General features: G+C 53.6%; 12 protein-coding genes. 3 read left to right on the top strand and 9 right to left on the bottom strand.

Going from position 1 to position 18,677, the window contains the following annotated elements:
• Positions 1-36: 36 nt before the first annotated feature.
• From ACSPJT_RS03955 to ACSPJT_RS03915, 9 genes are all read right to left on the bottom strand, one after another.
• Positions 37-1,467 (bottom strand): dihydrolipoyl dehydrogenase family protein, encoded by a 1,431-nt coding sequence (locus tag ACSPJT_RS03955; protein WP_435895071.1) that lies wholly within the window; start codon positions 1,465-1,467, stop codon positions 37-39.
• Positions 1,464-3,374, bottom strand: a complete 1,911-nt coding sequence (selB, locus tag ACSPJT_RS03950) for a selenocysteine-specific translation elongation factor (RefSeq protein ID WP_435895070.1) — start codon at positions 3,372-3,374, stop codon at positions 1,464-1,466. The genes ACSPJT_RS03955 and selB overlap by 4 nt, the downstream gene beginning before the upstream one ends.
• A gap of 208 nt (positions 3,375-3,582) precedes the next feature.
• Positions 3,583-4,998, bottom strand: coding sequence for a hypothetical protein (locus tag ACSPJT_RS03945; RefSeq protein ID WP_435895069.1), 1,416 nt, complete (start codon positions 4,996-4,998; stop codon positions 3,583-3,585).
• A 14-nt stretch (positions 4,999-5,012) separates the two neighbouring features.
• Positions 5,013-6,590, bottom strand: a complete 1,578-nt coding sequence (locus ACSPJT_RS03940; RefSeq protein WP_435895068.1) for a hypothetical protein — start codon at positions 6,588-6,590, stop codon at positions 5,013-5,015.
• Between the two features lie 39 nt (positions 6,591-6,629).
• A complete protein-coding gene (locus ACSPJT_RS03935) occupies positions 6,630-7,979 on the bottom strand; it encodes a hypothetical protein (RefSeq protein ID WP_435895067.1) in 1,350 nt (449 codons plus the stop codon).
• A 22-nt stretch (positions 7,980-8,001) separates the two neighbouring features.
• Positions 8,002-9,474, bottom strand: coding sequence for a hypothetical protein (locus tag ACSPJT_RS03930; protein WP_435895066.1), 1,473 nt, complete (start codon positions 9,472-9,474; stop codon positions 8,002-8,004).
• On the bottom strand, positions 9,471-10,469 hold the full coding sequence (locus ACSPJT_RS03925) for a prenyltransferase/squalene oxidase repeat-containing protein (protein ID WP_435895065.1): 999 nt from the start codon (positions 10,467-10,469) through the stop codon (positions 9,471-9,473). The genes ACSPJT_RS03930 and ACSPJT_RS03925 overlap by 4 nt, the downstream gene beginning before the upstream one ends.
• Before the next feature lie 85 nt (positions 10,470-10,554).
• Positions 10,555-11,256 carry a hypothetical protein gene (locus ACSPJT_RS03920; RefSeq protein WP_435895064.1) on the bottom strand — a complete coding sequence of 234 codons (702 nt, stop codon included), beginning with the start codon at positions 11,254-11,256 and terminating at the stop codon, positions 10,555-10,557.
• Between the two features lie 24 nt (positions 11,257-11,280).
• On the bottom strand, positions 11,281-14,115 hold the full coding sequence (locus ACSPJT_RS03915) for a hypothetical protein (protein ID WP_435895063.1): 2,835 nt from the start codon (positions 14,113-14,115) through the stop codon (positions 11,281-11,283).
• A gap of 438 nt (positions 14,116-14,553) precedes the next feature.
• On the opposite strand from ACSPJT_RS03915, the gene ACSPJT_RS03910 reads away from it, so the two are divergent.
• The 3 genes from ACSPJT_RS03910 (at position 14,554) to ACSPJT_RS03900 (ending at position 18,666) form a co-directional block, all read left to right on the top strand.
• A complete protein-coding gene (locus ACSPJT_RS03910) occupies positions 14,554-16,023 on the top strand; it encodes a PLP-dependent transferase (protein WP_435895062.1) in 1,470 nt (489 codons plus the stop codon).
• Between the two features lie 329 nt (positions 16,024-16,352).
• Positions 16,353-16,580, top strand: coding sequence for a hypothetical protein (locus ACSPJT_RS03905; protein WP_435895061.1), 228 nt, complete (start codon positions 16,353-16,355; stop codon positions 16,578-16,580).
• 58 nt (positions 16,581-16,638) lie between these two features.
• Entirely contained in the window at positions 16,639-18,666 is a 2,028-nt protein-coding gene (locus ACSPJT_RS03900; protein ID WP_435895060.1) for an ATP-dependent helicase, read from the top strand.
• Positions 18,667-18,677: the final 11 nt, after the last annotated feature.

Genomic DNA, 18,677 nt, shown 5'->3' with positions numbered 1-18,677 from the left:
GGAGGTCATGTCTCATCGCGTGCGCCGCCACTGTTATCAGGCATCCGCGATGTCCTCTGCCGGGTAGGTCCAGATTTCGCTCAGCGTGGGGTGGTAGTGGGGGATGGTGGCTAGCTGGCCGGCGGTGGCGTGGAAGGCCATGGCGACTACGATCTCGTGGATGAGTTCGGTGGCCTCGGGGCCTACGACTGAGCCTCCGAGGATTTCTTTGCTCTCGGCATCGGCGATGAGTTTGACGAAGCCGTGCTCGGTGCCGTGGACCATGGACTTGCCGTGATCGTTGAAAGGGTAGCTTTCTACTAACACTTTTATGCCTTTTTCCTCGGCCTCAATCTCGTTGATACCGACAGCGGCGACTTGGGGCTCGGTGAAGATGCCGTAGAGCTTCATGCGGTAGTCCATTTGCAGGAAGGAATCGGCAGATTCTCCGCGGAGGAGTTTGGCGGCGTTGGTGGCGGCTTTTTCTCCCTGGTCGATGGCGATGTGCACGATCTCGAAGGGGCTGGCGACATCTCCGGCGCCGAAGATGTGGTCGCAGCTGCTCTGCATGGCTTTGTCGACCGCGATCTTGCCTTTGTCTAACTCGATGCCTGCCTTGTCGGTTTGCAGATGTTCGGTGTTAGGTTTGCGACCAAGGGCGCAGAGGATTTCCTGAGCTTCGACATGGGTTTCCTTGTCGCCGTGTTTGAAGGTGACTTTTTTCAGGCCGTCTTCGGTGGTTTCTACCTGTTGGATCGAGGTGCCGCAGAAGATTTTCAGACCTCGTGCTTCGAGAGCTTCTTGCAAGGTATCAGCCAGATCGTTGTCCATGCCGCTGAGCAAGTGTTCACTGCGCTGGATGACGGTGACTTTTTTGCCGATGCCCTCGTAGTAGTGCGCCATTTCCAGCGCGATGGCTCCGCCGCCTAACACGATGACGGACTCTGGCACTTCTTCCTGGTCTAACACATCATCGCTGGTGATGTATCCGGTTTCTTCAAGGCCGGAGATATCAGGCACGGCGATGGTGGAGCCGGTGGCGATGATGGTGCTCTTGGCTGAGATGCTGAAAACCTCGCTGCCGTCTCGAGGTTTGATTTCCAAGGTGTGGGGATCGGTAAAGCGGGCGTGGCCACGGATGAGGTCGAACCGTCCATCCTGCAGCTGCTCGGCTCGGTAGTCGCTGAAATCTTTGATCAAGCGGCGCTTGCGGGCGATGATGGCGTGGGTGTCGGGTTCTCCGGCTTCGGCGCGGAGTCCGAACTCTTCGGCCTCGCGGATAACCAAGTTTCTGTTAGCCGATTCGATCAGGGTTTTGCTGGGCATGCAGCCTCGCAGGATGCAGAGGCCGCCAAGTTCGTCTGCCCCGTCGATGACGACGGTATTCAGCCCCTCGGAAGCGGCGGTTCTGGCTGCGGCGTAACCGCCACTGCCTCCGCCGATTACGGCGATGTCATATTCTTTGTTTTGTCTGTCTGGAGTGCTCATTTTAAAGTTCGGAAGTTATCGTTTCTAACGGTCAGGCCGATGGCGTCGAGGTGCTCTAACAAGGGCATGACCACTTTGCGGGTGGAATCGAGGTGCTGGCGCAGTTCGCTGGCAGTGGCCTGACCTTTTTCGGTGATGAAAGCCTTCACTCTATCTGACGCAGCATCGCGCACGCTGGTGCTGATAACCACTTTGGGATCAAGTTCAATGGCTTGGCCGGAGCGGATGAGGAATTTCATCGCTTGGTCTGACTTCGCCGTGGCGGTGAGATCGGCTTTGTTAGGTGGCTGGAGGCCGGATTGCTCGAGAGTCTTGAGAATGGCATTGGCCTCGGGTGCGATCTCATCGGGCAAGGTCAGCTTGTGGCTGGTGCTGGCCAGGCCTTTGCCGCTGCTCTGGTAGCCGCGCTGCTCCATGGCAGAGGGGAGGTGGGCGAAGATGGAGGCTGGCACATCTGGAAGGAGCTTGGATAGTTCATCCAGTGGCATCGAGGGGATGTCGGGGCGCTTCTGGTGCCAGCTTTTGATCGCTTTGCCAGCGGCGTCGAGTTGTTCATTCCACCAATCGGCATCGAGGAATAATCCATCGTGGCTGACGATGATGTTTTCAGCCAACAGGGAGTCGATGGCGGCAGAGATGGTGTCTGAGTGGAACGGATTGTTAGGTAGCGGCTCTACGGGAGCAAGCTGGTGGTCGCGGTGAAGAAGGGTGGTGAGGTAGGTTCTGACATCGTCTGGATTATCAGCACGTGGCTGGAGGAAGGTGGCGCGTTTCTCGGTGCGGAAGCCTTGTCGTTTGGGTTGTGTATCTAACACGGTTCCGCCGCCTAGGGTACTTTGCTGGGAGCCGTCGCGTAAGACGACACGGTCGCCTGTCAGAAAAAATAGCGGCGTTTCCAGTCGCAGCTGGGCCAAGCATTCTTCGCCGGGATTGAGCTGGGTGCGATCGTTGAGGATGACACGGGCGTGGCAGCGCGTGGAGCCGTGGTGCAAGACTACGGTCTCGGTGTTTTTCAAGGCGCGGGGTTTGAAACCGGGGATGGGTCTGGCGAGTCGCTGCAGGTGGATATCGAGGGTGCGGGTCGATTTTCCAATACCCGGAGTACAGAGTGAGTGTCCACGCTGGGCACCGGTCTTTCCGGGGGCGGCGATGGGGAGGTCCGGCAGGTTCAGGGCAGTGCGCATGCCAGACTGGGCGGTTTCCAGCGATTGATTGTGGTTCTGGATGTAGCGGATCTTGGTATCAAGTCCGAGCGGTTGCAGGGTCATTGTTTCGCCGAGGTTCACCGCACCGCCGCTGAGGGTGCCGGTGACCACGGTGCCGGTGCCTTTCGGTGAGAAAATGCGGTCGATGGCGAGTCGGGCTTTACCACTATCGGTGTGCGGCGGGCAGAGTTTTAATTTTTCTAACAATACCTTTTTTAGCTCATCGACGCCTTCGCCGGTGATGGACGACACGGGAACGATGGGGGCATCTGCAATGGATGTGCCGATGAGTTCGTCGCGCAGGACTTCGATGGAGAATGGGACGTCCTCGCAGAGGTCGGATTTTGTCAGGGCGATGACGATGTTCTTGATGCCGAGATAAGAGAGGATGTGCAGGTGTTCTTCGGACTGGGGCATCCAGCCATCGTCGGCAGCGATGATGAAGATCGCGAGATCGAGCGCACCGACACCAGCGACCATGTTGTTGACGAAGTCGGCGTGGCCGGGGACATCGACGATTCCGATTTCGTAACTGCTGTCGCCATCTTCCAGAGACATGTGGGCGAAACCCAGTTCGATGGTGACTCCGCGCTTTTTTTCCTCCGGTAAGCGGTCTGGATCAGAGCCGGTTAGACATTTGACCAGAGATGATTTCCCATGGTCGATGTGGCCTGCGGTGCCTAGGACAAGATAGCTGCTCATGCTGGAACTAGAATCAGCGATGAGGGGTGGTTAGGGAAGCGGATTCTCTGCTGAATTTTTTTGACCGCCAATCTTGCGAATTGGGCGAATTTTTTCTGGGGTTGATTATTCAAATTTGACCGCGAAATACGCGAAAGTGGAGTTGGGTGGGGGGATTCGTTTTTTGGAATTACCGAATCTTGAATGACTGGACGAGATAGACTGCGGGCTATTGTTTGTTTTCTCGCAGTTTATCGTATTTGTGGTCGTAGATATTGAAATCGATCAGTGAGAAGGCTCTGAGGTCGTAGGTGAGGTCGCCTAGTAATTTGGAGTGACCGTGGAGTTTGCCGTCGGAGATGTTATTGAGCTGGAGAGTCATCTGGCCGCCGTGCTGAAATTGAACGCGGATGTCATTGATGAATTTTTTGGGCTGCTCTGCTTCGGTAGGCGGGAGAACCATTTTAATGACATCTACGGCTTGGAAGCGGTTGGTTGTTTTGTCCGGAGATGTGATGACGTAATCCTTGTTTTCCTTTTTCAGGGCAGTGAAGGCGTGGATTTTGCCATCGGTGCTGAATAAAAATGGGTGCTGTTGCTTTGGGGCTGCGCCGGGAGCGGGCTGTGTGGGGATGCTGACGCCGTCCCAAGGGCGTATGGTGATGTCTGAGATTTTAATCGGATAGCGCTCCTCGGCGATGAAGCGGATACCTGTGCCAAGGTTTCTGGGGTCGGGCGATTGGGAATCAAGTTCAGCAGTTTTCAGATTATCGATATAGAGAATGATTTTGCCGGTTTTGCGATCAGTGTAGATATCAAATTTAGCCTTGGTGATTTCTCTTGGCAGATTCAGTTGTGTCCACCTACCTCCGCTGGCGATGCTGCCACCGTTCGCGTCGATCTTGCCCCGTGTCCGCAAGTAAACGTAGCTTCTGTTAAAGTTTAAATCGTAATTCGCATCTGGAGAATCATCGTTGTGGTCACTGGAGTAGAGGTGGAGTCTGAACCTCATTGATGTTTCCCATCTGGCTTGGAAGCTGACGTGTGATTTTTCAGCCAGTTTGATATCGCGGCCGATGCCACCGTTGCTCAGGGAGTTCAGATGGTTGCGCGTAAACATCCATGAGGTGTTGTCCGCATTGATGCCCCATTCTAAGGCGCTGTTAGGTCCACGGTAGTAGTTTTCTCCTGTCTGCAGGGTTTCGATCGAACTAATAAAGGTTCGCTTGATCGTCTTGGTGCCGGTGTCGTTGGTTTTAAATACCACGGAGTCCTTGTTAATCGAAAGAAGTTCCCCGGCCAATGAATCGGCTGTTCTCATCCTGAAGCCAGGCTGGAAGTTCAGCAGGGCTTCAAGTCCTTCCGGCCTTTCGAGCGGCGGGTGGACAAACTGTAGGGACAGAACCTGATCAAGTTTCAGTTTGGCAGGTTTCTGTAATTGATCGGACTCGACGGTTAGATGACCGTTCTCAACAGATATACGATTACCGCTGAGCTTATTACCGTTGGATAGTAGAGCACTGGCCAAGGGTGGCTTCTTAACCTCCTCAGCCGCAGTGGCTGAGCAAGGTGACAAACAGAGCGTCCCCATCAGGAGGCCATGTAAAAGATGACCAGCCGATGTGCGATGGGGGTGTGGGGGCATGTGATCTAAGACGTCTAACGCATATCGTTTCTTAGCTCGTTATGCTTTTTGTCATAGATGTGAAAGTCGATCCGGCTAAAGGCCTTGAGGTCAAAAGTCACATCGCCAAATGCTTGGCTGGTGCCGCTAATCTTTCCATCTTCGAAGGATGCCAGCTTGAGGGTGACGTGACCGCCATCGTGGAACCAGGCCCGAACATCCTCACGGTATTTCCTTGGCTGTTCACCATCGTCGCCGAGGCTGAGTGACTTGATGCGTTTGATGGGGATCCGGATAGGAGTGTATTCGGTTTCGATGATCATACGACCGTCCTGAACTTTGCCGACAGTGCCGGGTACTTCATCACCGTTTTTCAAAATGATGCGGTGCGGGGGCTTTTCATCTTCTTTTTTCTCGGTGTCATCAGCTGGAGCTTCCGGGACACCGCCTGGTTTGAGGTCGAATTTTTGGTTCGGGAAAGTAGTGCCGTTCCACGGAGTCACGGTGATGCCGGAGATTTCAATGGGGTAACGCTCCTCGGCAACAAACGCGAGACCTGTGCCAAGATTTTCAGGATCCGGCGACTGAGACTGCAGCACGCAGGCGCGAAGTCCATCGATGTAGATCGTGAGAGTGCCGGTCTTACGGTCGACAAAAATATCGAAATGCGCCTGTGTCTGGTCGCGCGGAAGATTGAGCTGTTTCCAGCGTCCACCACGGGCGATGTTGCCGCCGTTAGCAACTTTCCCACGGGTGCGAAGGTATGCGTAGGAGCGGTTGAAGTTGACATCGTAATAGGCGTCAGGGCTGGAGTCCTTCACATCGCTGGAATAGAGCTGGATACGGAAACGCATGGACGTCTTCCACTGGGTATCAAAGCTGATGTGAGTTTTTTCTGTCAGACCGACGTCGCGACCTGCACCACCGTCAGAGACTGAGTGCAATGCACCATTTTGAAAATTCCATGATCCATTGCCGTGGGTGAGTGTCCACTCATTGAGGTTGTTAGGGCCGTAGTAACTGCCTGGGCCGTTGCTGATGATTTGCAGCGACTTTACCATCGAGCGCTTCAGGCTGATGACTCCGCCATACCATGTGTCTAACTTAATGCTGTCAGGTGTCAGCTCATGGAGAGCGCCTAACAGTGTATCACCGCTGGCTTCACCAAAGCTGGGGTATAGCTGAATACGGGCAATGGTCTCAGGACGAGGGCGGTATTTCCACGTGTCCAGTTCCAATGAAAGCACTTTATCAATGGGGAAACCAGCCTTCTGGCGGAGGCTTTCCGAGGTGAATTCCAAGTTACCCTGGCCATCGACTCCATGTGGCATACCGCTGAGTTTGTCGCCGTTTGTTAGGAAGATGCGTGATTTGACTGCGGCATCTTTTTCAGGTTCGGATTTCTCCTTAGGTTTTTCCCCGTCCTTGGCGACTGCTTCTGCCGGCGCGGCTTCCTGCTCTTCGGCGGGAGCTTCCTCGATGATCAAATCGGCGTGTGCCAATCCTCCGATGGCGAGCAGACTGGCACAAGTCGCAGACAGCAAGGTCGTGAACAGTTGCTTACCAGAGCTGTTGAAGCACCGGCGGGTGGCGAGGTAGGATGTGGCTTTCATTCGGGTCAAATGGTCTCGATGTGATGAGGGAGAAATCGGTTATTTCTCAGACTTCTCTGTCTTTTCGGTGGCAGTTTCGCTCTGCGCGATGCTGGCGATGGCCTTGGGATCCAGTGTGCAGGGTCCTAAGATGGCGTGGCGGGTGCTGACCTTGCCGTCTTTCAGCTGTGGATGATCCAACTGGAGTGTCCCAAAGCCGCTGAGATGAGCGGTGAAGGTGGCGGTCGGAAACTTCGTTTCTTCCTCGGGCTGGGCAAAATAAAGAATGCTGACCCGACGGTCTGGAACCATGAGCGGTTTGGTGGAATGTTTCACGTCAAACTGGATCGTGCGCTCATCTGCTTTGTCTGCCGTGATGGCTGTGATCTGACCGGAGATTTTCTGTCCCTCGCTGTCCATTAAGATGTCGGACTTGCTACGGGCAAGTTCTGCCTGGTGGCGGGCAGGGGTGCCGTCGTTCCAGTCGGTAACACGGATATCGCTGAGGATGCACCCAGTGCCACGGCTAGCTCGGTTGCTAAAGATGATGTAGTTCCCTTTAGGCGTGGAGAAGGTGTCAGGCCAGGTGTCGATTTTTTTACCATCGAGATAGAGGGTGACATTGCCTTGGCTGCGGTTGACACGAAGATCGACGTTGATTTTCCTATCGCTGACTTCGTGCGGCTTGAGCTCGATGTTTGCCAGTGGGGCGTATTGTTGGTTGCCCTCGTAGCGTCTGATCTGCATGCCGGCGCTGTTAAAAAGAAACTCGTAGGTATCCTGCTTGGTATTGGCGGAGTCTGATTCGGCGCAGAAGCGGAAGACAAAGTTAGGGGTGTCTTTCCAAGCAAGTGAAAAGCGGAATCTAACATTCTCAGGAAGTTTCAACTCACGGGCGAGAATACCGGACCCCTTGCTGGTGTAGGTGCCATCGGACAATGACCAGAGGCCTTCGGTCGTGCCCCAGCGAGATGGTGCATCGTTGCCGGTGTAGATATCGCGTTCCTCAGAAAGTCCGAAACGAACCGAGCGGATATCTTTGCGAGGAATGGTGAACTTGCCGGCATACCAGGTTGAAATCTCCAAGTTATTCTGATCCATCGAGAGCACTTGGCAGGGAAGGGAATCGCCGTTGGCCAGAATGATGCGCTCGGAGTGGGAGTTGGTATTTTGCACTTCTCCGGGGAATGTCATGCGCTTGATAGCAGACGCTCGCACCGCGAGTGGCGCAGCGGAAACATCCGAAGAAATGGTGGCGCCGTCCTTGTCCAGAGACTGAATCGTTCCGGTGAGCACATCATCATTCAATAGCTCGATGACGTCAGCCTGAGCAGCAGGCAAGCCGCCTAACAGCGTGCAGAGAAAACACGACTTCGCGAAGGTGCGGGCTTTGGTGAGTGGGCCGGTCATGATTGTTTTTTTGTTAGTTAGATTAAAAATTATCATCCCAGACGTCGAGGAGGCTGTTCTTATGTGAGAAATCGATGATGTTGATGAAGCGTGTGTCCAAGGTAACGTCACCGATCGAGTTGGTGAGGAGTTTTGTTTTTCCGCCTTCACCCTGGGTGGGGATTCCGGTGATGCGACCGTAGGGGTGGATGAAGAAGTAGACGGCTTTCGGGCTGGTCTCTCCCTTGGACTTCACCTTGTCCGTGGCGAGATGAATCTCGCCGACTTCGTCCAGAGGGATGCTTAATTCATTGTCGAACGAACCATGGAACAGCACTTTGCCATCGCGGATGCTTTTGAATTTTCCAGAGAAGCGGTCAACGCCATTGTTCAGCAGGATGACATCGCGATCCGGTGTCTGCATGCTGGTGGCGGAGTCTTTCAATCCATTCCAGCGGGAAATAACGATGTCACTAACGCGGATTTCCGAATTGCTATAGCGGAGGTTGAGGAAAGCGAGCTTATTGCCTTTTCCGGCGTATTCGTTGCCGAGGTTCCATTTTGCTTTGAAGCTGCCGTTGGCGAAGAGGAGGATGTTTTTCTTCGTCCGGTCCATGCGCAGTTCGATGTCGACGCTTTCCTCGCCGGAGAGGCCTAGGCTGGACTGGCTTCCTTGGAGGCGGGTGTTCTGAGGTTTGCCATCCTCATCGAAGGTGCATGCGTAGAGAGTGGCGTTGTGGCTGGATAAGCTCAGAATGTAAGCGTTTCCAACAGTGGCTCCCATATCCAGCTGGCTGTTGGATTTGTTTTCATACTTGGGAGGTGAGAAATCGGCGTGAAGGGCAATCTTAGCATAGAGAGAGCCGCGCCAAGCTAACTTAAATGCTACCCGGCACTTGTCCGGCATTGCGTCGTCTTTGAGCAGGTAGCGGTTTTTATCCGTTCCGGCGTACCATGCAGTGCCCACTTGTTTCCAGTCGGTAGGGGCGTTTTCGTCATCATCTTTCTTATCGGATTTTTGGTTGGGATCGAGTTGGTAGGTAGGCACCGTTTTCCAACCATCGTTGTTGAGAGGCCCGTAGTAGAGAAGTTTGCCTCCGAACGGGCTGGGGGAGATGCGGGCGACCGCTTGACGTGGCAGCTCGACGCGTCCGATGTGATCGGTATCCAGCACCACGGTTTTTTCATCGACGGAAATGATGGTGCCGGGGATGACGTCGCCATTGGCGAGTTTGACACTTGATTTGTGCGTGACCGTCTTGTGCGCTCGACCACGATTGAGCACGATGCGGTGGAGCTTTGATGTGGAAAAACGGATTGGCTCTGCGGCCTCGGGTGTTTTCCAGATCATCGTCTCGGACGGGCCGAACGAGAAGAAGTTGCCATGCAGGGTATCGTCGTTAGCAAAGCGAAGCAGATCCGGACCGGCGGACGACGCATCCTCAGTAGGGGCGGCGAAACCGGTATGGACTCCTGCGATAAGGCTCAGGGCAAAAATACGTGGTAGAGAAATCATTTTTCGTAAATAGGAAGAAAGCGGTAGTTGAGAGCGAGAGAGAGCAGGGCACCTGCGGTACTGAAGGCATTTCCGTGGTTGCCAGCCCATGAGCCGTCGGGCATCTGAGTGACCGAGAGCAGGCGGATGTTATCCTTGTTCCAGGCATTCCAAAGTTCTTCATCGGCCTGGAAAAGTGCCTGTGACATGTAGTAACGGAAATAGAATGGATAGCTGCTGTCCTGGGTGCGGATATTCTGTTTCAAAAACTCGAGGGATTTCTTGTAACCTGCCTCGTCCTTTTTCTTGGCCAGTGAGTAGCACAACGAACCGATCGCTGTCAGGGTGAGTCTTCCGCCACCTTTGCTGGTGTATCCGTAAGCACCATTCGTGCTGCGACAACTGCGCATGTAAGCGAGGCCTTTGTCGATCGCTTCGTCTGGAACCGGAATGCCAGCATTGCGTGCGGCGAGCAGGGCCACGATCTGGCAGCCGGAAACGGTAGTGTCCGCATGACGTGTGGTGGGATCATAGCGCCAACCGTGGCGAGGGTTGATCTTCTGTGCCTTGAGAATGAGATCCACCGCTTTTTTCAGAGCAGGGGCGATGCGTTTGTCCTCGACCATACCGTAGCACTCCGCAAGCGCGAGAGTAGCAAAACCGTGGTCATACATTTGAGGTCCCATATATCCCTCGGAGTTCTCTTTTTGTTTTTCCAAGAGGAAATCGAGCCCCTTGCGAATTTTCTGAGCGTAAGGGCCGTTGTTTGGGTCCTCGCCGTGGGCCAGGAATGCCAAGGTACAGAGAGCGACAACGCCGGGGCGCGATCCGCTGCCGCCACCCCATGAACCAGCAGCATCTTGGCTGTTAGAAAGGTAGCGAAGTCCGCGAGTATACATTGTTTCCACCTGAGCCGGGATCACATCGTTCTGTCGACGTGGCAGCGACTGTGCCTGCGCCACATCGGTGATGAGAACAGAGGCCAGGAGGAGGGCGGTAGGTAGAAATTTTTTCATGAACGGGAGGCCGACCTTGAATCCGCAGAACGGACGGTGGGTCGTGGTAGGTTCGTTAATTGTAATGATTGGAAGATACTAGAGACTAGCGTTGATTGGATTTTTTAGCGGCGCCTTTGTTATAGGCGTCCATGGCTTTTTGAAATTCGCGGGGCAGGGTGCTGCCGGAGCTGCCAGAGTTCTTTGGAACACGGCGCTCGCTGTTTTCTGCGGTGTTATCAGGATCACCGGTCTGGCCTCCGGCCTCGCCGCCAGAGCCTTTGCCGTTGCCAGGTTGATCTCCGCCTTTGCCTTCGCCTTCACCTGGCTTTTTACCCTCACCGGGTTCTTTGCCTTCACCTGCGTCTTGGCCGCCGTCCATCATTCTTTTCAGCATTTCCATCATGCCTTCCTGACTTTGCGGCTGGCCTTCACCTTTGCCCTGCTGCTGTTGTTTCTTTTTCGCAGCTTCGAAGATTTTTTCGATGACCTCAGTTTGGGTGGCGATGGTTTTACCGCCGGTGTCCTTCTGTTCCAGCTGGTCAGTGGCATCGGCCATGATGACTTCGATTTCGCGAAGTAGCTCGACGACTTTGGGATTGGTTTGCTCGTCGATCAGGTCCTGCACATCGGCAGATAACTCGTCCTGTTCGGTGGCCAGTTTCTTGGCACCGGTGCCATGTTTTTCCAGACCTTCGGCGATGGTTTCCTTACGATCCATTGGTTTGGCCTTCTCCGCAGCGGGGTCCGCGATGAGCGCGGGCATAGCCAATGCGGTGCAGAGCAGTGAAATACGTGTGATTTTCATGATGATTGCGGAGTTGTTAGAGGGTTAGGCGGCATCCGGCAGAGCGGATGGTTGAGCGGGCTTGGGTGCAGCTGGTTTTGGCAGTGCGGGTTGGTTAGGTGCGGCATCAGAAGGACTGAGGCTTCGCTTCAGATTTTCCAGAGCGCGGGTGCGTGAGCGGATGTCTTGTTCTTTCTGGATCATGCGCATGACCTTAAGCATGAACTCGAAATCCTTGTCTTCCTGTTGTTGCTGCTCGCCGCCACCTTCACCGCCTTCACCGCCGTCTTTTTTATTGGAGCCTTCCAGTTCCTTGGCCCATTTTCTGAGTTGAGCGGCCCATTGTTTGGATTGGGCGATGGATGCAAATGATAGGTTCGCTGATACGCGAGAGGACAAGATTTCCATGGCCTCATCGATGCGTGATTCCTTCATCGCGTCCACCAGTTTCTTGTGCTCGTCTTTTTGGGTGCGGGCGTAATAGTGGGCGAGGTCCTCTTGGATCCAACGCACATCGGCTGCTGTCTGGCGCTGCTGATCCGAGGCTCCTTTGATGGCACGCTGCTCGACGGGATCGAGTTCGCTGAATTCACTGCCGATAATTTTATCGATCGCATCGATGAATGCAGAGGCGATTCCGTCCTGCTCGCCAGCGGCACGCTTGAGTCGGTTTACGAAAGTGCTGGCCTCAAAATTCTGGTTCGCCTCGTTGGCGTCTTTGAGAGCCTGCTTCATTTTTTTCAGCGCCTCCTTCTGCTCTTCCACGGCTTCCTCCAGATCCTTCTTGGATTTTTCCTCGGTGTTACGCTGGCTTTGGGCGTCCTGAAGTTTTTTCTCTACTTTGGGCAAATCCTCTTTCGAGAGTTCGCGCATCGACTGCAGGGCCTTGGACATTTTTTTCAATGCCTCTTTGTCGATCTCGCCGTTGCGGACGGCATCCTTGAACAGGTCCTCCATTTTCTTGGTGAGTTCCTGCATGCGCTCTTTGTTTTCACGTTCGGCGTCCTGCTGTTTCTGGAGTTTCTTGCGGCCCTCATCGGTCTGCAGTTCCTTCGCATCCTTGCGTTCGAGGCGCTGGTTCTCATCGTTCAAATTCTGCTCCTTGCGGGCGATGTCTTCCAACTCGCCGATGGCGCGATCGAACTGATTTTTCAGCACCTGGGCATGCTCGTCGCGGGTAAGAATGTAGAGCACCAATGGCTCAGAATAAACCCGACCGCGGCCAGGTTTGTAATCCTCGGTCCAAGAGCGGATGACCAGCTTCTGCGGGGCGATGGAAAGATTAGCCGGAGAAAAGGCAAATGGCTGGTTGAGATTGGTGCGGGTAGGACCACCGGTTTCCAAAGTCAGTTCACCTTTGGCAGGTGTTCCTCCTGTGGGTTTGGTGAATTCGCCTTGCCAGGAAATGCCACAGGCTTTCAAGCCGTAGTCGTCTTCGGCGAGGATTTCAAAATCGACAGTCTCCTCTGCCAGCATGATGTGTTGGCGTTCGATTCCTTGGATGTATGTCGATGGAGCTTGATCCTGAGCGCTCTCAAGGCGGAGCTTGAGGGGTTTGTCAGCCCGAAGGCCGTAGATGTCGGTCCACTGCATGGGGATGATCAATGTGTTCTCGCCCACCTTGATAGGGGCTGTTGTCATTTTACGATCTTGCAGCGTGAGGGATATCTTTTTGGGAGGTTCCGGAGCTTGCTTGGGGGCTGCTGCGACCTCAGCTTTCTCTGGTTGAGCGTCCTTGGGCGTGGTTTTTTCCTCCGCAGTATCTGTGCTTTCCTTTGGCTCCTCAACGGGGGGCACGGGGGCATTGGCATCGGGGATCTCTTCCTTGGGCACCGTTACGATGGTTGCACTGGCGGATGAAAGAGCGCGACTGGCCACGGCTTGGATTTTAATTTCACTACCTTCAAGGATGGAGATGAAGCCGGAACGGAGGTCGGCATTCACATCCGGGCGCTCCAGGTATGAGGGTAATTTGACCACGGCACGGATGTTTTCCACGGCGGGTCTGATGACGGGCTCGATCGACAGACTGTGGCGGGCATCATCGGCTTCGATGTGAATGTCATCGGCCGCACGCTGGGCTGGAAAGTTGAATGCGTAGGCACCATTCACTAACGGGGCTTCTACCCACTCACCGTTGCCGTAACGCGCCCGGGCGGTTTCCGGACGACGGTTGGTTTCCGAACTGAGCGGAATGGTCATCGTGAACGTCTCGCCATATGGGACATGGTGCGGGCTGTCGATTCCACTGAGATCGAGCTGGGTGAATGTGAAACGTTGGGTGTCAGAGAGTGGCATCAACCAGCGTTTGAGGGCGTTGACACTGGCTTCTGGGACAGTGACGAGAGCCGCTACCATCAGAACAAAGAGTGCCATCACAGCCAGCGACCATTTTTTGTGACGTGCGGCTGGCAAAGCTTGGAAGAGATCGCGGCCGGCGGCATCGGCAGCTACCGTGCGCATAGCGGCGGCACGGAGAGCTGGGGAAAGAGAATCTTTGCCTTCGGTCTGATCCTGCAGCTCAACGGCACCCAAAAGACGGTCACCGAGCTTGGGGTATCGGCGGGAAATAAGTCGGGCGAGTTGGTTCTCTTGGCGATGGCCGAAGACCCAGCGGCGAATCCAGTATGGCGCGAACAGTGCGAACAGTGAAACACCTACGACCAGAATGATCAGTCGCACGCTGTTGGGTGTCTCGATGAAACGGTCGAGTCCGAAAACTAACAGGAACGAGAATAACAGACCGAAGAATCCAGCCAATACAGCCTCTGCAATCTTGATCTGCCAGAGACGTTTTTTGAACTGCTCCAGCTGAATGCGCAGTCCTTCAGGAATAGGTGCCTGATGCGGAGGTTGAGGTGAGGATGAATTTTCGGACATGGTGAGAGGCTGGGAATGGCTGAAACTGGAAGCCAGTGTGGGTTTTCCTTATTGGCAATGTGGCCGAAATGGTCTCGGCTGGCAAATAGTATTCAGTGGCTTGTTCAATGTGTGTTCAGGCGATGGCTGAGAAGGGCGTGCGGTATGGGAGGGCGCTCGCATGATAGGCTTTCATGGACTACGTCTTGATGCCAGTGGATTTCTCATAAATGTAACGGCGCAGGGAGGTGTTTTTTTGACAAAAGATGCCATTATTTCGCTGTTTTCACGAGGGTTGGTACTGTCGAATGATTGATGAAAGGTTTCCGTTGATCGGTGCAGTGTTTGTAAATCTGCGTTTGGCAGGAGTTTTTTGCATCCAAATGATAGGGAATGGGTTCTGGCGCGTAGATATAGGCTTGCAAAATTGGAGGGCTGGACTATTCCCTGCGCTGAATTTTGCGTGATCTGAAAACAGAACCTGCCTGGAGTGAGGAGGACCTTGGAATGCCGTTGCCTAAGACGCAACACGCATGCTCGGTGTGTCTGCCCACTTGGGATTCGGTGTTAGGTTACGAAGAAGGCCGTGAGAAGGTGATACGAAAATTGCAAAGTGGATACCCACGCTTTTTCCGTCATCCTGCGATTTCCAGGCTATTCAGTGAGGCGACCACTGCTCTGGCTGACAACGGATCGAAGGCCGTGGTGTTTCCTAACAGGGATGCTGCTCAGCGGGCACAGCGATTCGTAGAAAAGCGGACTGGCTCTGCTTCCCGCATCTCCAGTTACGAAGGGCTTCAGGCTCTGGTTGTTTCAGAAGCTGACTTTAGCGTAGCGATGGAATACTGGCGTTATACGGGCGAGATCGTCAGTAGCCGACAAGCGGAAAAAGTCCTCCAAGGCCGCACGACAGCGGAGTTCAATCCTAAGCGCCTTCGTAAAAGAATTGCGAACTTTGGCAATGCTTCTGCCAACGATGTGTTCCTCTACGAGAATGGCATGGCGGGTTTGTTTGCCGTTTATCGGCTGGTCAATAAGTTGCTGCCGGGGAGGAAAACACTACAGCTGGAATTTCCTTACGTCGATGCGATGCGGGTGCAAAAACACTTCGGCAATGGCGTGGTGTTCTTGAACGAGGCCGAAGGTGAGTCGTTCGAGCTGGCACTGCGACGCATCAGCAAAGGTGAATTCGCAGCCGTCTTCTGCGAAGCCCCAAGTAATCCTTTACTGCGCACAGTTGACCTTGCGCGAGTCTCCAGTGCCTGCCGCGAGGGCGGAGTGCCATTGGTTGTCGATGACACCATCTGCTCGGTGGCAAATATCGATGTTTCGAAATATGCAGACGTCATTCTTTCAAGTCTGACCAAATGGGTTTCCGGCAAAGGTGATGTCATGGCCGGCCAAGTCACCGCCTGTCCTAATTCCCCATTCCATTCAGATTTTCTAGAGTTCCTGGAAGAGGACTGTCCGGGGGGATCCAGACTTTTTGCATCCGATGCCCGGGTGTTGTCTCGAAACGTTAGCGGATTCTTACGCCGTATCCGTGAGTGCAATATCAATGGTGAAGCTGTTGCCGATTTCCTGATGGCGCATCCGGCGGTCGAAACTATTTGGTATCCTAAGTTCACGACTCCGGAATTATATGAATCGTTACGGCGGAAAGACGGGGGATACGGTGGACTGATCTCGTTTGTTCTCAAGAACCGGAAGAAGTCTCCGAAGGTTTTTGATGCTCTGAGGATGTCTAAGGGGCCAAGTCTCGGAACTGATTTCAGTCTCGCTTGCCCCTATACCTTACTAGCTCACTATGATGAACTGGAGTGGGCGGAAGGATGCGGACTGGAAAGAAACCTGATTCGTATTTCTGTTGGCAGAGAGGAAACGCAAGCCCTCTTGGATGCACTGGCCTCGGCATTGGAGGAGGCTTAATAACGGATAGCTGATCCGTAAGCATCAGATATAATGACCTAGAGGGAGGATTACTCTAAATCACAAACATTAGTATATTTATAAACATTGTATTTAAGTCTTGCAAGTCGGCTTTTTGTGGATTAAAGGCCTGCTGTCGATCCGACCTGACGGGGGGATTCGTCAATTTGTCAGAAATAATACATATTTGCGAACGTAAACAAGCATGCCAATCGGGCTTTGTGACCAAAAAGTCAAATTTCTCTAAAGCGCGCTTGAATTGACCCCCCTAAAATAAAATTGACACCTGTTCGTATTTGGACAACAACGCCCCAGACCAAAATATCACCATGGCTAGAACCAAAACAAGATTAGCATTACGAGTGAACGATGAGAACCCGAACCATCATCTGTGGAATAACCGCGGTGTATGGTGGTGTCACCTCACGGTGCACAAAAACGACGCAACTTCAGAGCGCCTGAGATTCTCTCTCAAGACTCGTGATCTGGATAGCGCCCGTGATCGTCGTGATCGTATCCTTCGCGACATCGCTGAGCACTATGAGGTCGCTGCATAGGGATGATGGTGTGTCAGGAGAATAATCCTGATATTGCCGCTTCTCATCGCCGGATGCCTTGCTAAATTCCACCGCCATGGCGCGTGAGTATAGAATAGAATCCGGCAAGCAGAGCAAAACCAGCTCGGGCATCGATTATGCTGCCGAGCTGAATGAGCAACAGTATGCCGCTGTAGCTTCCACGCCCGGCCCAGCACTGGTAATCGCCGGCGCGGGCTCAGGCAAAACACGGACTCTGACTCACAGGGTTGCGTATTTATTAGATCAGAATGTTGATCCAGGTAACATTCTGCTGCTGACCTTTACCAATAAGGCAGCCCGAGAAATGTTGGAACGTGTCCAGCATCTCATTCCCAGCGACATCAGCGCGCTCTGGAGTGGAACATTCCACTCGATCGGAAATCGTATTCTCCGACGCCACGCCGATGAACTCGGTTTTACCAAGTCCTTTTCCATCCTTGACCGCGATGATCAGAAGTCGCTGATGAACGAGGTGGTGAAAAGCTGCAACATCGATACCGGTGGTCGGCGTTTCCCCAAGGCAGACCTTTTAGCCTCAATTTTCAGCCTCGCCGAGAACACAGGTGAAAGTCTCGATGAGATTCTCGAATATCGTTACCCTCATCTGGAGGAGTGGCAGGACGAAATTCATCAGGTGCAAAAAGGATACCGAAAGAAGAAGAAGGCCACGAACTCGATGGACTTCGATGACTTGCTAATTCTTACCTTGAAACTCCTGCAGGACGATGAAGATCTGCGGCGTCTCTATCAGAAAAAATTTCGCCACGTGTTAGTGGATGAGTATCAGGATACGAACAAGGTCCAGTGCGACCTCATCGATCTATTGGTAGGGGAAAAACAATACCTGATGGTGGTAGGGGACGATGCTCAGTCGATTTACTCGTGGCGCGGGGCGGATATGTCGAACATCCTCAGCTTTCAGGAAAAATACCCTGAAGCGCAGATCTTTAAGATAGAGACAAATTACCGCTCCATTCCCGAAGTGCTCGAACTCTCGAATGCAGCCATCAAACCTAACAGGCAGCAGTATGCCAAAGAGCTTCGTGCCGTCCGCGAGCAGGGAATGACACCTGCGTTGGTCGCTTTGGACGATCCTTCGATCCAAGCCGAGTTCATTGGCGAGCGCATTGACGAACTGATTGGCGAAGGAGTTGAGCCAGAGGAAATTGCGGTGCTGTATCGGGCTCACTACCATAGTATGGAAATTCAGATGGAGCTGACTCGGCGCGACTTGCCATTCCAGATCACCAGTGGTCTGCGCTTTTTCGAGCAGGCACACATCAAGGATGTCTCGGCGATGATCCGCTTTGTGGTCAACAGTCGGGACGAAGTAAGCTTCAAGCGTATGACCTTGCTGCTGCCGGGGATTGGGGCCAAAACAGCCGACAACTTATGGACCGCCTGGCTGAACTCGGCAGCAGGCCATAGCGTCGAGGTTCCGACATCGTTTTCTGAAACTCTTCTAACATTCAAAGTTCCGGCCAAAGCCAAAGATACGTGGGAACAGCTATGCCATACACTCGATGAACTTGCGCCGGGCGGAAAGTTCGAGCGGCCCTCGAACATGATTTTCAGTATCCTCGAGGGCGTCTATCAGGAATACATGAGCGTCAGTTTCGACAACCATGAACATCGCCGCAATGACATTGAGCAGCTCATGCAGTATGGTGAAACCTACGATGATGTTCTCGAGTTCCTCGCTCAACTGTCACTGATGTCCTCAGTGGATGGTGATCCTGATAAAGATGGTAAAAAGGAAGAGGGGGTCATGCTTTCATCCATCCACCAAGCCAAGGGCCTGGAGTGGAAGGTTGTCTTTCTCGTCTGGCTCGCGGATGGTATGTTCCCGAATGGACGAGTTCTGGAAAGTGGCGATGAGGAAATGTTAGAGGAGGAAAGGCGGCTGTTTTATGTCGCGGTCACCCGCGCCAAAGACCAGCTCTACCTGACCTACCCAATGACAAATCCCAAGAGTTACACCGGCGACTACATGACACGCCCGTCCCGTTTTCTCGATGCCATCCCCACGGAAATGACCGAAGAGTGGAAAGTTTCCGCGTGGTAGCTCGAGGTATG

It is taken from the genome of Oceaniferula spumae (assembly GCF_042849255.1).
In the GTDB taxonomy this organism is placed as follows: Bacteria; Verrucomicrobiota; Verrucomicrobiia; order Verrucomicrobiales; family Akkermansiaceae; genus Oceaniferula; species Oceaniferula spumae.
This window is presented reverse-complemented; position numbering and strand designations above follow the sequence as displayed.